The sequence below is a fragment of the Streptomyces sp. NPDC020731 genome (assembly GCF_044334705.1).
GTDB lineage: Bacteria > Actinomycetota > Actinomycetes > Streptomycetales > Streptomycetaceae > Streptomyces.
This window is the reverse complement of record NZ_JBIRTN010000004.1, coordinates 1-12,480: the sequence shown is the minus strand read 5'-3', so window position 1 is coordinate 12,480 and position 12,480 is coordinate 1. Positions and strand designations below refer to the sequence as shown.

Genomic DNA, 12,480 nt, shown 5'->3' with positions numbered 1-12,480 from the left:
CCGTCAGGAGGGTGCCGCCCTTCGGCGTCTGTGTTCGCGAGAAGAGGTCCGCGCCGACCTCAGTACGCGCTGTCGACGTTGTCCATGGTGCCGTACTTGTCGGCCGCGTAGTTGCAGGCGGCGGTGATGTTGGCGACCGGGTCGTAGATGTTCTTCGGGGTGCCCGGGACGTGGTAGGCCTCGAACGTCGGCGGGATCACCTGGAGCAGGCCCTTGGACGGGATGCCGTTCTGGGCGTTGATGTCCCAGAGGTTGATCGCCTTCGGGTTGCCGGAGGACTCCCGCATGACGTTGCGGTGGATGCCCTCGTAGGAGCCCGGGATGCCGTGCTTCTTCATGATGGCCAGGGACTCACGGATCCAGCCGTCCAGGGTGTTGCCGTAGCTCTTCTGCGGGGCGGCCTTCTTCACCTCGGCGCGCTCGGCGGCACGGCTGGCGGCCTCCTCGGCCTGGCGGGCCTTCTCCGCCTTGGCCTTCGCGGCGGCAGCGGCGGCCTCCTTCTTGGCGGTGGCCTCCGCCGCGGCCTGCTTCTTGGCCGCGATCTGCTCGGCCTTGACGCTGGCGCCGGCGAGTTGGTCGGTGACGCCGGCGTGGACGTCCGCGATCTGCTCGGTGCTGTACGCCACCTTCGCGGTCGGCGCGGCAACCTCGGTCGTGGTCGTGGAAGCGTTGCTCGGGATGGCCGAGAAACCGATGGCGGCGGCACCGAGGGCCGCGACACCGGCGGCGGCGATCCTGTGGTGACGGGTCAGGGCACGACTATGACCACGGGTGAGGATGTTCTTCGGCATGCGGATGGACCTCTTCGAATAGCGCGGAGGTCGCTCAACGTCCGGTGGGGACAGGGTGCTTCCGGCACAAACGCCGCGGGGGATACCCACGGCGCTGAGCGACGCAGCCATTCTTAGCGGCCGCAAAATGACGTGGCAAAGGTGTGACGTACGAAGCCGGGTAGTGGATCAGGGAGGGGAGAAACAGGGCAGATTGGGGTGTATGACCCGCTCAAGCGGGCGATATGTCTCTCCTACTCCGCTTCGTACGTGATGTGCGCCCTATGCCCGGCCTCACATCACACACCCTCCGGTCTCACTGCTGGTTGCTGGAGCAATGCACTGCGTGAGGGGGTTCCGTCACCCCGGCAGGACCAGGTGCACGTCACCGAACTCGTGCCACAGATAGCGCCCGCGCAGCGCCTCCTCGTACCCCCGGTCGACCGCCGCCCGCCCCGCGACCGCCTCCAGCATCAGCAGGTGCGAGGCCTCCGGCTCGTGCAGCCCGGTCAGCAGCCCGTCCACCACCCGCACCCCGCGCTCAGGGGTCACCACCAGATCGGTCCACCCCGCGCGGGCCCGCACCACACCGTCCGCACCGGCCGCCGACTCCACCGCCCGGACGGCCGTCGTCCCCACCGCGATCACCCGGCCACCCCCCGCCCGCACCGCCCCGATCAGCCGCGCCGACGCCTCCGGCACCACGAACCGCTCCGGATACGGCGGCTCGTGCGCCTCACCCGACGCCACCCCGGTGTGCAGCGTGACCGGGGCGAACTGCACACCCCGGCTCACCAGCTCAGCCACCATCCGCGCGGTGAACGGACGCCCCGCACTCGGCATCTCGGCACTCCCCGCCCCGTCCGGTGACGGCAGCGCGAACACCGTCTGGTACACCGACAACGGCTGGTCCCGCTCCGTGTACGCGTACCGGACGGCCCGCCCGTGCTCCCGCAGCACCCCGAGCACGTCCCCCGGCACACGCGCCCACCACAGCCGCTCACCCCGCGCACTCAGCGGCTCCTCCAGTACCAGCCGCGCACCCCCGACCAGCCGCACCTCTGTACCCGCGGGCGCCCCCGCGCGCGCACGCGTGGTGCCGTGCCCGTCGGGCTCCCGCAGCTCGACCGCCCACCGGCCGTCGTCGCCGCGCGTGGAGAAATGCACCACCACGCGCGCGTGCCCGATCCACCCCCCGACGGCCGCCGCCAGGGTCGGCGAAGTGTTCACCACCAGCAGATCCCCGGCCCGCAGCAGCAGCGGCAGCTCCACGAAGGCGTGATGCGACACCGCCGTGCCCCGCGACACCAGCAGCCGCACCGCGTCCCGGTCCAGACCCGGCCCCCGCTGCTCCACCGGCACCCGCGCGGACAACTCCTCCGGCACCTCCACGATCACGGTCATCGACGCTCCTCCAGCAGCGCCGTAGCGCCGTAGCGGCCGCTCGCCGGCCGCTCGTCCAGCAACCGCAGGAAGGCGGGCACCACACCGGCCGGTTCCGGCCGCGGATCGTCGTCGTCCGGTACGGCCGCCGCGTACAGGTCCGTCGCCATGTCGCCGGGATCGACCGCCCACACCCGCAGCCCCGGCTCCTCCACCGCCAGCACCGCCGCCAGCTGGTCCAGGGCCGCCTTGGACGCCCCGTACCCGCCCCACGTCGGATACGCCTCCGCCGCGGCGTCCGAGCTGACCACCAGCACCGCCCCGGCCGGCGCGGACCGCAGCAGCGGCAGCGCCTCCTGCACCAGGCCCAGCGCCGCCACCAGGTTCACCTCCAGCGCCCGCCGCAGCCCCTCCAGCGGCAGCTCCTCCAGCGGGACGAGCGGCTCGGCGCCCAGCGCGCTCGCGTTGTGCACCACCAGATCCACCCCGCCCAGCCGCCACGCCGCCGCCACCAGCTCCGCGCGGTGCGCGGCGTCCGTGACGTCCCCCGGCAGCGCCGTCACACGCGTGCCGTGCGCCGACACCAGCCCCGCAGCCTCCGCCAGGGGCACCGGCCCCCGCGCGTCGAGCACCAGATCCCAGCCGCGCGCCGCCAGCGCCCGGGCGAGCGCCTCCCCGAGCCCTTTCGAAGCCCCCGTGATGATCGCAACCGGCATGCCAACCGTCCCCTCGTCGTCGACGCCGCTCGATCGGCGTGCCCTCAACCTAGGGACCGGCCCACCGCCACCGCCTCGGGCCCGGGACGCAGCGCCCCGGGTCCCTTCGGCCTACGCCACCGTCCCCGGGCCCGGCGGCCTACGCCTCCGACGGGAACCGCGGGACCTCCGACCTAGGACCACCGGCCGGTCGACGGCCGACACACGTCCGATCCCGCTGTCACAGCCCGCCGGTACCGTGAGGACATGAGTCACGGCCCCCGGTCCGGCCTCGCCGCGGTGAGCTCCGCGTTGCTGGCCATGAGCAGGCACCTCGAGGTGCGCGACGTCCTCAAGACGATCGTCGCCTCGGCCCGCGAACTCCTCGACGCGCAGTACGCCGCGCTCGGCGTGCCCGACGACCACGGTGGCTTCGCCCAGTTCGTGGTCGACGGCGTCAGCGACGACCAGTGGAAGGCCATCGGCCCCCTCCCGCGCCAGCACGGCATCCTCGCCGCGATGATCGACGAGGCCACTCCGCAGCGCCTCGCCGACGTGCGCCGCGACCCCCGCTTCGAGGGCTGGCCCAGCACCCACCCCGAGCTGGCCGACTTCCTGGGTCTGCCCATCCGCGACGGCGACGAGGTCATCGGCGCCCTGTTCCTGGCCAACAAGAGGTGCCCCAAGCCCGAGGGCACCTGCGGCTTCACCGAGGACGACGAGGAACTGCTCGGCATCCTCGCCCAGCACGCGGCGATCGCCCTGACCAACGCCCGGCTCTACGAACGCAGCCGCGAACTGACCATCGCCGAGGAACGCTCCCGCCTCGCCCACGAGCTCCATGACGCCGTCAGCCAGAAACTCTTCTCCCTGCGGCTCACCGCACAGGCCGCCGCCCGCCTCGTCGACCGCGACCCCTCCCGCGCCAAGGGCGAACTCCAGCAGGTCGCCGCCCTGGCCGCCGAGGCCGCCGACGAACTGCGCGCGGCGGTCGTCGAACTGCGCCCCGCGGCCCTCGACGAGGACGGCCTCGTCGCCACGCTCCGCACACAGATCCAGGTCCTCGACCGCGCCCACACCGCGCGCGTGACCTTCACCGGGCACGGCGTACGCGCCCTCCCGGCCGCCCAGGAGGAGGCGGTGCTGCGCGTCGCCCAGGAGGCACTGCACAACGCCCTGCGCCACTCCGGCGGCGACCACGTCGACGTCACCCTGGACCGCCGCGGCGGCGGAGCGGTCCTGCGGGTCAGCGACGACGGCGGCGGCTTCGACCCGCGGATCGTCCGCCGCGCGGGCCGCCACCTGGGCCTGGTCTCCATGCGGGACCGGGCGAGCGGGGTCGGCGGCAGGCTGACCGTGGAATCGGCGCCCGGCAAGGGCACCATGATCGAGATGGAGGTCCCCGGTGGCTGACGCAATCAAGGTGCTGCTGGTCGACGATCACCAGGTGGTACGCCGGGGCCTGCGCACCTTCCTCGAGGTGCAGGACGACATCGAGGTCGTCGGCGAGGCCGCGGACGGCGCCGAAGGAGTCGCCCTGGCGGGGGAGCTGGGGCCCGACGTCATCCTCATGGACGTCAAGATGCCGGGCATGGACGGCGTGGACGCGCTGCGCCGGCTCCGCGAACTGGACCACCCCGCGCGCGTGCTGATCGTCACCAGCTTCACCGAGCAGCGCACGGTCGTCCCCGCCCTTCGCGCGGGCGCCGCCGGTTACGTGTACAAGGACGTCGACCCCGACGCGCTCGCCGGAGCCATCCGCTCCGTGCACGCCGGGCACGTGCTGCTCCAGGCGGAGGTGGCCGGCGCGCTGCTGTCCCAGGAGGAGACCGGCTCGGGCCCGGGACGCGCGGGGTCCCTCACCGAACGGGAGCGCGAAGTGCTCGGGCTCATAGCGGACGGCCGTGCCAACCGGGAGATCGCCCGCGCCCTGGTGCTCTCCGAGAAGACCGTGAAGACCCACGTCTCGAACATCCTGATGAAACTCGACCTCGCGGACCGTACCCAGGCGGCCCTGTGGGCCGTGCGCCATGGCCTGAGCGACTGACCCGTGACGCAGTACGCCCTGCGGAAGGTTCCCGTCCGATCCGAGATTCATACCGTAGTGGGAATGTCCCCCGGATGGCCGTATCTCTCGTCGGCATCCGCCGTTCTCCAGTGCGTACCGCGGCGCCTGCCGCGGTCATCGCAAGGAGGGCTCGGAAAGTGAAGAACCTGAAGAAGGCAGCGGCCGTGACGATGGTGGCCGGCGGTCTGCTCGCGGCCGGTACGGGAATGGCCTCCGCCACCGACGGCAGCCACGCCGACGGCACGGCCGTGGGCTCCCCGGGCGTCGTCTCCGGCAACGTCATCCAGGTGCCGGTCCACGTCCCGGTCAACGTGTCCGGCAACAGCGTCAACGTCATCGGCCTCCTGAACCCGGCCTTCGGCAACACCGCCGTCAACCACTGACGCACACCCGGCACAGCCCCGGCCGCCCGCCCCCACCGAGCGCCGGGGCTCCCCCATGCCCCCCACCACCCCCCGCGAAGACTCGACTACCGCCTCCGTCCTCCGCGGGCAGTCATGCCGCCCCCGCCCTCCGCCCTCCGCCCTCCGCGGGCAGTCGTGCCGCTGGGGCGGCACGGGTGGGCGCGACGGCACCCCGCAAGCGCCGGGCTGCGCAAACACCCCCCGGACAGCACAACGAGGGACGTCACCCCACCCCCCGCTCCTCCACAACGGAGTTGTACGCAGCCACCTGCGCCCGCCGAGCCGTCCGCTCAACGGGCCGCAACGCAGCAGTCCGCGCCGCCATCTCCGAAGCACTCACCGCACCCCCGTGCCTCCGCCCCCCGCCCTCCGCCAGCGACACCAGCGCCCCCACCCGCTGAGCCAGCTCCAGCACCCGCACCGCCCGAGGCGGATACCCCGGCGCCAGTACCTCCCGCTCCCGCGAGCCCGAGGCCCGCGCCCGATACGCGTCGATCGCCGCCTCCGCCACCGGCCCCGACCCGGCCACATCCAGCCGCGTCAGCACCTCGGTGGCCTCCCGCAGCGCCTCCGCCAGCTCCCGCTCCGCCTCACCGAGCGACGGCACATCCGCAGGCGGCGCCTCCCGCACCGGCAGGCAGTGCCACACCACCTCCACATGCACATCACCCGCGGGCCCCGCCCCGTGGACCTCCGGCACCAGCCCCAGCGCGGCCCCGGAGCAGACCACCGCCTCCTCCGCCTCCAGCGCCCGCGCATTGAACTCCGGCGGCCCGCTCAGCCCCAGCGGATGCCCCGGCGCCGGCAGCGCCACCCGCAGCCCGGTCACCCCGAGCGTCCGCAGCCGCCCCAGCGCCAGCGTGAGCCCCACGGGCGCCGGCTCACCCGGCACCCCCTCCACCCGGTGCACCGCGTCCTCCCCGACGATCGCGAGCACGGCGTCGTCCGGTGAGACAAGTCCGGCAAGAAGGGCGTTTCCCCAAGCGGCGAGGTGTCCAGAGCGAGGTTCCGAGAGCATGCGTACACCCTAGACAGAGCCCAAGAAGCGGACCGGAGGAATGTCCGGGTCGACCAGTGGCGTAGATTTCATGATGGGCTGCGCCCACGGGTGCGGCGGACCGACCTACAGGCGTACGCGACAGCCGAGACCGGCCACACTGCAAGGGGAGACAACGCGCTCATGAGCGATGTTCTGGAGCTTCAGGACGTATCCGTGGTCCGTGAGGGCCGGGCTCTGGTGGACCAGGTCTCCTGGTCGGTCAAGGAGGGCGAGCGCTGGGTCATCCTCGGCCCCAACGGTGCCGGCAAGACCACCCTCCTCAACATCGCCTCCAGCTACCTCTACCCCAGCAAGGGCACCGTCGGCATTCTGGGCGAGACCCTCGGCACCCCCGGCACCGACGTCTTCGAACTGCGCCCCCGCATCGGCGTGGCCGGCATCGCCATGGCCGACAAGCTCCCCAAGCGCCAGACCGTCCTGCAGACCGTGCTCACCGCCGCCTACGGCATGACCGCCGGCTGGCAGGAGGAGTACGAGGACATCGACGAGCAGCGCGCCCGCGCCTTCCTCGACCGCCTCGGCATGTCCGAGTACCTGGACCGCAGGTTCGGCACGCTCTCCGAGGGCGAGCGCAAGCGCACCCTCATCGCCCGCGCCCTGATGACCGACCCCGAACTGCTGCTCCTCGACGAGCCCGCCGCCGGACTCGACCTCGGCGGCCGCGAGGACCTCGTACGCCGTCTCGGCCGGCTCGCCCGCGACCCGATCGCCCCCTCCATGATCATGGTCACGCACCACGTCGAGGAGATCGCTCCGGGCTTCACCCACGTCCTGATGATCCGCCAGGGCAAGGTCCTCGCCGCCGGCCCGCTGGAGTTGGAACTCACCTCCCGCAACCTCTCCCTCTGCTTCGGCCTGCCGCTCGTCGTCGAGCAGGTTGGCGACCGCTTCACCGCCCAGGGCCTCCCGATCTCCTGAACCAGCCCCTCCCGAAACCCAAGCCCCGGAGCCGCAAGGCGCGTTCAAACTGATCGGCGCCCTGTCGGCGACCGGGTGTGCGGTTCTACCATGACCACGTGGACATCGACGCATGGCTGTGGTGGCTGATCGGCGCGGCGGCACTCGGCATCGGGCTCGTGATCACCGCGATGCCCGAACTCGGCATGCTCGCGGTGGGCGCCGTCGCCGCGGCAGTGGTCTCCGGCATCTTCGGCGGCGGCGCCGTCGCCCAGGTCGCGGTCTTCGCCGTCGTCTCGACCGCCCTCATCGCCGTCGTACGGCCCATCGCGAACAGACATCGGGCCCAGCGGCCCCAACTCGCCACCGGCGTGGACGCCCTGAAAGGGAAACAGGCCGTCGTGCTGGAGCGCGTCGACGGCTCCGGCGGCCGGATCAAGCTGGCCGGCGAGGTCTGGTCGGCCCGCGCACTCGACGCCGGCCACGCCTATGAAGTAGGCCAGGAAGTGGACGTCGTGGACATCGAGGGAGCCACAGCCATCATCATGTGACCTCCCGCGACACAACTGGGGCGAACAACCTCCCAGTTGCACCGATGGTCTGTCAGACTCGACCAACAAGATCTTCAACTGCGAGATCTTCCACAGGCATACGATCTGCCGTAGGCGCCGAGGCGAAGAAGGGTTCGGGGAACCGACGATGGAACCGATCATCATCGTTCTGATCATCCTGGTGGTGTTGGTCTTCATCGCCCTGATCAAGACGATCCAAGTCATCCCACAGGCCAGCGCCGCCATCGTCGAGCGCTTCGGCCGCTACACGCGGACACTCAACGCGGGCCTCAACATCGTGGTCCCGTTCATCGACACCATCCGCAACCGCATCGACCTGCGCGAACAGGTCGTCCCTTTCCCGCCGCAGCCGGTGATCACCCAGGACAACCTGGTCGTCAACATCGACACCGTCATCTACTACCAGGTGACCGACGCCCGGGCCGCCACCTACGAGGTGGCCAGCTACATCCAGGCCATCGAACAGCTCACCGTCACCACGCTCCGCAACATCATCGGCGGCATGGACCTGGAGCGGACCCTCACCTCCCGCGAGGAGATCAACGCGGCCCTGCGCGGCGTCCTCGACGAGGCCACCGGCAAGTGGGGCATCCGGGTCAACCGCGTCGAGCTCAAGGCCATCGAACCGCCCACCTCCATCCAGGACTCGATGGAGAAGCAGATGCGCGCCGACCGCGACAAGCGCGCCGCGATCCTCCAGGCCGAGGGTGTCCGGCAGTCCGAGATCCTGCGCGCCGAGGGCGAGAAGCAGTCCCAGATCCTGCGCGCCGAAGGTGAGGCCAAGGCAGCGGCCCTGCGCGCCGAGGGCGAGGCCCAGGCGGTCCGTACGGTCTTCGAGGCCATCCACGCCGGCGACCCCGACCAGAAGCTCCTCTCCTACCAGTACCTCCAGATGCTCCCCAAGATCGCCGAGGGCGACGCCAACAAGCTCTGGATCGTCCCCAGCGAAATCGGCGACGCCCTCAAGGGCCTCTCCGGCGCGATGGGCAACTTCGGAGCGATGGGCGGCAACAGCACCTCGGGATCCGCCAACGTCCCAGCCCAGGAACGCCGCGAGAAGCCCTCGATCGACTGACGGGACCTGAAAGCACGGGGTTCCCCGCACCCCCAGGGGCGCGGGGCCCCATCGATACGCGGCTCCGCCGCGTGGGCGCGATCAACCACGCACAACCCGCGCCCGGGGAACCGTCCCGACCCCTACGACGAAGCCGTTCACGCCGCATCCAGCGTCAGCCACTCGGGCAACGCCTCAAAATCCTCGGCGCCCAGCGCCAACAACATCGCATCAGCCGGCGTCGGCTCGAAAGGCCGCCGCAACAGCGGCATACCCGCCTGCTCAGGCGTCCGGTTCGCCTTCCGGTGGTTGTCCTCGGCACAGGACGCCACCGTGTTCAGCCACGTGTCCTGCCCGCCGTGCGACCGCGGCACCACGTGGTCCACGGTCGTCGCCCGCCGCCCGCAGTACGCGCACCGGTGCTGGTCCCGCACCAGGACACCCCGCCTCGACCACGGCGCTTGTCTTCGGAACGGCACCCTCACGTACTGACAGAGCCTGATCACCCGGGGCGCCGGTATGTCGACCGCGGCTCCACGCATCCGCAGCTCGGGGTGGGCCTGCTCGACGACGGCCTTGTCCTGAAGCACCAGAACGACGGCTCGGTTCAGCGTCACCGTCGACAACGGCTCGAAGCTCGCGTTCAGTACCAGCGTGTCCCGCATACCAGCCCACCTCCCGTGTGCACCGGCCCACCCCTCGGCGGACTGGGATCAACTCTGGCCGGGCACGCCGAGATGGACAACGCAATATCTGCTGCTCCTGCGGGAGGTGACCCCCGCGACCCCCGGCAACAAAAATGCCCGCCCCTGATCAATTCCAAGACCAGGGACGGGCAAACGTTCCATGAACCCTCGGGCCGCTCGGACCGCTCAGGAATCCGCCGGCACCTCGTACTCACCGATCAGCTGCGCGCGCGCCAGCGTGTGGAACCGCAGATTGAATCCCACCGCCGCGGGAGACGCGTCCGAGTCCGGACCGAGCTTCTCCTGGTCCACGGCGTACACCGTGAACACATACCGGTGCGGCCCGTCCCCCGGCGGCGGCGCGGCACCCCCGAAGTCCTTGCTGCCGTAGTCGTTGCGCGCGTGGACCGCGCCCTCGGGCAGCCCCTCGAACGTGCCGCTGCCCGCACCGACCGGCAGCTCGGTCACCGTGGCCGGGATGTCGAACACCACCCAGTGCCAGAACCCACTGCCCGTCGGGGCATCAGGGTCGTAGCAGGTCACGGCGAAGCCCTTGGTCTCCGACGGGAACCCCTCCCACCGCAGGTGCGGCGAGGTGTTGCCGGCCGCGTGGACCTGAGCGTCCTTGAGCGTCGCCCCCTCCTGCACGTCCTCGCTCGACACCGCGAACGACGGCACGGGCGGATGGAAGTCGTGGGGGAGCGGCCGCCGCTTGAGCTCGGTCACCTCGGTACCTCCTGATCGGTTGCGTTCAGTCGGGGACCGAGCCTAGAACCAGTTGCGCTTGCTGCCGACCTCCGACAGCCACTGGTTGAGGTATGCCGTCCAATCGGTCCCCTGGTAGTCGTTCAGCCCCACCTTGAAGGAGCGGAACGTGTCGCTGCCCTCGCTGAACAGACCCGGCTTCTTGTCCATCTCCAGCACGACGTCCATGGCCTGCTCATCGGCCACGAAGCTCAGCTCGACCTGGTGCAGCCCCCGGTACTGCTGCGGCGGGAAGAACTCGATCTCCTGGTAGAACGGCAGCTTCTGCCGGGTGCCCCGGATGTGGCCGCGCTCCATGTCCGCGTTCTTGAAGCGGAAGCCCAGCTGGATGAACGCGTCCAGGATCGCCTTCTGCGCCGGCAGCGGGTGCACGCTGACCGGGTCCAGGTCACCGGAGTCCACGGCCCGCGCGATCGCCAGCTCGGTGCTCACCCCGATGTTCATCCCGCGCAGCGGCTGCCCGTCGATCACCGTGATCGGCGTCTCCCACGGGATCTCCAGCCCGAACTGCACCGCGTGCACCGCACCCGCCTGGAGCTCGAAGGCGCCCCCCAGGCTCGACTTGGCGAACTCGATGTCCTGCTTGTACTCCTGGTCGCCGCTCTCCACCTCGACCTTGGCCTGCAGCCCGACCGACAGACCCTCGATCTGCTGGTTCACGGACCCGCCCTGGATCCGCACCTCGCCCTGGACGACACCGCCCGGAACCACGTTGACCTCGTGCAGCACCGTCTCGACCGAGGCCCCGCCGGCACCCAGACTCGCCAGCAGCTTCTTGAACGCCATGTCTCTCCCTCTCCAGGCGACCCCCGTGGGCCACACCTGATCCGTCGTCCTGCGTCGAGTCGTATGTATGGACCCTTGATCCCTAACAACGCGATCCGGCCGTGGCCGGTTCCGCGTCCCACACCCTGGCAACTGCGGAGCCCGCTGACCACCCCGTGGCACCATCCGTCTCCAGTACCCTCGGACGGCATGATCGCGACCCCCGACCGTACGCCCCTGCCCAGAGAGTTCTTCGACCGCCCCGTCCTCGAGGTCGCCCCCGACCTCCTCGGCCGGATCCTGGTCCGCAGCACCCCGGACGGTCCGATCGCCCTCCGCCTGACCGAGGTCGAGGCCTACGACGGCCCGAACGACCCCGGCTCCCACGCCTATCGCGGTCGCACCGCCCGCAATGACGTGATGTTCGGTGCGCCCGGCCATGTGTACGTTTATTTCACCTATGGCATGTGGTTCTGCATGAACCTCGTATGCGGCCCGGAGGGCCGCGCGAGCGCCGTGCTGCTGCGGGCCGGCGAGATCATCGAGGGCGCCGAGCCGGCCCGCGCCCGTCGGCTCTCGGCCCGCAACGACAAGGAACTCGCCAAAGGTCCGGCCCGTCTGGCCACGGCCCTCGGCGTCGACCGCGTACTCAACGGCACGGACGCCTGCGCCACCGGCGATACCCCGCTACGGATCCTCACCGGCACCCCAGTCCCTTCCGACCGGGTGAGCAACGGCCCGCGCACCGGAGTCTCCGGCGAGGGAGCTGTCCACCCCTGGCGCTACTGGGTCGCCGACGACCCGACGGTGAGTCCCTACCGGGCCCACGTGCCGCGCCGCCGCCGAAGTTGACTCGACCATGGAAGGTGCGTAATGTAGTCCGAGCCGCTGAACCGGGTATGGCAATCGCCTGCAACCGGAAGCGGCCAACCCACTACCTACGATCACCCCTCAGCGGGGGCGAATTCGTCATGTCCACATGTCTGAATTTCGAACCGCAGAGCCCGATTATGAACCGGGCGGGGAAATCGGTTAACGTAGTGAATGTCGAAAGGCCGACAGGCGAAAGCCGAGGGCTCAACGGCAAAACCCGCCGACCGGGAATCAGGACCGAAAGGATCTGATAGAGTCGGAACCGCCGGAAAGGGAAACGCGAGAGCGGGAACCCGGAAAGCACCGAGGAAATCGGGTCGGAAAGATCTGATAGAGTCGGAAACGCAAGACCGAAGGGAAGCGCCCGGAGGAAAGCCCGAGAGGGTGAGTACAAAGGAAGCGTCCGTTCCTTGAGAACTCAACAGCGTGCCAAAAGTCAACGCCAGATATGTTGATACCCCGTCCGTCCGGGTTTTCCGGATGGTCGA

At 70.4% G+C, this 12,480-nt stretch carries 14 protein-coding genes; 7 read left to right on the top strand and 7 right to left on the bottom strand.

Annotated features, from left to right (window positions below):
• Positions 1–59: 59 nt before the first annotated feature.
• The 3 genes from ACH4VX_RS07055 to ACH4VX_RS07045 all read right to left on the bottom strand — a co-directional run bounded on the left by ACH4VX_RS07055 (position 60) and on the right by ACH4VX_RS07045 (position 2,869).
• Complete coding sequence (locus ACH4VX_RS07055) at positions 60–791, bottom strand: transglycosylase SLT domain-containing protein (protein ID WP_398366330.1); 732 nt, start codon at positions 789–791, stop codon at positions 60–62.
• Positions 792–1,130: 339 nt separating this feature from the next.
• Positions 1,131–2,174 carry an S-adenosylmethionine:tRNA ribosyltransferase-isomerase gene (locus ACH4VX_RS07050; protein WP_398366329.1) on the bottom strand — a complete coding sequence of 348 codons (1,044 nt, stop codon included), beginning with the start codon at positions 2,172–2,174 and terminating at the stop codon, positions 1,131–1,133.
• Positions 2,171–2,869, bottom strand: coding sequence for an SDR family NAD(P)-dependent oxidoreductase (locus tag ACH4VX_RS07045; protein WP_398366328.1), 699 nt, complete (start codon positions 2,867–2,869; stop codon positions 2,171–2,173). Before ACH4VX_RS07045 ends, ACH4VX_RS07050 begins: the two co-directional genes overlap by 4 nt.
• Positions 2,870–3,115: 246 nt before the next feature.
• Here ACH4VX_RS07045 and ACH4VX_RS07040 point away from each other — a divergent pair, with 246 nt between their 5' ends.
• From ACH4VX_RS07040 to ACH4VX_RS07030, 3 genes are all read left to right on the top strand, one after another.
• Entirely contained in the window at positions 3,116–4,261 is a 1,146-nt protein-coding gene (locus ACH4VX_RS07040) for a GAF domain-containing sensor histidine kinase (RefSeq protein ID WP_398366327.1), read from the top strand.
• A complete protein-coding gene (locus tag ACH4VX_RS07035) occupies positions 4,254–4,895 on the top strand; it encodes a response regulator (RefSeq protein WP_398366326.1) in 642 nt (213 codons plus the stop codon). Before ACH4VX_RS07040 ends, ACH4VX_RS07035 begins: the two co-directional genes overlap by 8 nt.
• Positions 4,896–5,053: 158 nt before the next feature.
• Positions 5,054–5,299 carry a chaplin gene (locus tag ACH4VX_RS07030; protein WP_398366325.1) on the top strand — a complete coding sequence of 82 codons (246 nt, stop codon included), beginning with the start codon at positions 5,054–5,056 and terminating at the stop codon, positions 5,297–5,299.
• Positions 5,300–5,543: 244 nt separating this feature from the next.
• On the opposite strand, the gene ACH4VX_RS07025 is transcribed toward ACH4VX_RS07030, so the two are convergent.
• Complete coding sequence (locus tag ACH4VX_RS07025; protein WP_398366324.1) at positions 5,544–6,338, bottom strand: hypothetical protein; 795 nt, start codon at positions 6,336–6,338, stop codon at positions 5,544–5,546.
• Between the two features lie 162 nt (positions 6,339–6,500).
• Here ACH4VX_RS07025 and ACH4VX_RS07020 point away from each other — a divergent pair, with 162 nt between their 5' ends.
• The 3 genes from ACH4VX_RS07020 (at position 6,501) to ACH4VX_RS07010 (ending at position 8,924) form a co-directional block, all read left to right on the top strand.
• Positions 6,501–7,298, top strand: coding sequence for an ABC transporter ATP-binding protein (locus tag ACH4VX_RS07020; RefSeq protein ID WP_398366323.1), 798 nt, complete (start codon positions 6,501–6,503; stop codon positions 7,296–7,298).
• Between the two features lie 98 nt (positions 7,299–7,396).
• Entirely contained in the window at positions 7,397–7,828 is a 432-nt protein-coding gene (locus tag ACH4VX_RS07015; RefSeq protein WP_398366322.1) for an NfeD family protein, read from the top strand.
• Positions 7,829–7,976: 148 nt separating this feature from the next.
• Entirely contained in the window at positions 7,977–8,924 is a 948-nt protein-coding gene (locus tag ACH4VX_RS07010; RefSeq protein WP_398366321.1) for an SPFH domain-containing protein, read from the top strand.
• 137 nt (positions 8,925–9,061) lie between these two features.
• Here the strand turns inward: ACH4VX_RS07010 and ACH4VX_RS07005 are convergent, their stop codons facing one another.
• The 3 genes from ACH4VX_RS07005 to ACH4VX_RS06995 form a co-directional block, all read right to left on the bottom strand.
• Positions 9,062–9,568 (bottom strand): HNH endonuclease, encoded by a 507-nt coding sequence (locus tag ACH4VX_RS07005; RefSeq protein WP_398366320.1) that lies wholly within the window; start codon positions 9,566–9,568, stop codon positions 9,062–9,064.
• 207 nt (positions 9,569–9,775) lie between these two features.
• On the bottom strand, positions 9,776–10,315 hold the full coding sequence (locus tag ACH4VX_RS07000) for a YbhB/YbcL family Raf kinase inhibitor-like protein (RefSeq protein ID WP_398366319.1): 540 nt from the start codon (positions 10,313–10,315) through the stop codon (positions 9,776–9,778).
• A gap of 42 nt (positions 10,316–10,357) precedes the next feature.
• Complete coding sequence (locus ACH4VX_RS06995; RefSeq protein ID WP_398366318.1) at positions 10,358–11,140, bottom strand: sporulation protein; 783 nt, start codon at positions 11,138–11,140, stop codon at positions 10,358–10,360.
• Positions 11,141–11,329: 189 nt separating this feature from the next.
• Between ACH4VX_RS06995 and ACH4VX_RS06990 the strand changes: the two genes are divergently transcribed.
• Positions 11,330–11,971 carry a DNA-3-methyladenine glycosylase gene (locus ACH4VX_RS06990; protein ID WP_398366317.1) on the top strand — a complete coding sequence of 214 codons (642 nt, stop codon included), beginning with the start codon at positions 11,330–11,332 and terminating at the stop codon, positions 11,969–11,971.
• The last annotated feature ends 509 nt before the right edge of the window (positions 11,972–12,480 follow it).

Coding starts and splice junctions, on each gene's coding strand:
- ACH4VX_RS07055 (WP_398366330.1), bottom strand. CDS start 791: ATGCCGAAGAACATCCTCACCCGTGGTCATAGTCGTGCCCTGACCCGT.
- ACH4VX_RS07050 (WP_398366329.1), bottom strand. CDS start 2,174: ATGACCGTGATCGTGGAGGTGCCGGAGGAGTTGTCCGCGCGGGTGCCG.
- ACH4VX_RS07045 (WP_398366328.1), bottom strand. CDS start 2,869: ATGCCGGTTGCGATCATCACGGGGGCTTCGAAAGGGCTCGGGGAGGCG.
- ACH4VX_RS07040 (WP_398366327.1), top strand. CDS start 3,116: ATGAGTCACGGCCCCCGGTCCGGCCTCGCCGCGGTGAGCTCCGCGTTG.
- ACH4VX_RS07025 (WP_398366324.1), bottom strand. CDS start 6,338: ATGCTCTCGGAACCTCGCTCTGGACACCTCGCCGCTTGGGGAAACGCC.
- ACH4VX_RS07020 (WP_398366323.1), top strand. CDS start 6,501: ATGAGCGATGTTCTGGAGCTTCAGGACGTATCCGTGGTCCGTGAGGGC.
- ACH4VX_RS07010 (WP_398366321.1), top strand. CDS start 7,977: ATGGAACCGATCATCATCGTTCTGATCATCCTGGTGGTGTTGGTCTTC.
- ACH4VX_RS07005 (WP_398366320.1), bottom strand. CDS start 9,568: ATGCGGGACACGCTGGTACTGAACGCGAGCTTCGAGCCGTTGTCGACG.
- ACH4VX_RS06995 (WP_398366318.1), bottom strand. CDS start 11,140: ATGGCGTTCAAGAAGCTGCTGGCGAGTCTGGGTGCCGGCGGGGCCTCG.
- ACH4VX_RS06990 (WP_398366317.1), top strand. CDS start 11,330: ATGATCGCGACCCCCGACCGTACGCCCCTGCCCAGAGAGTTCTTCGAC.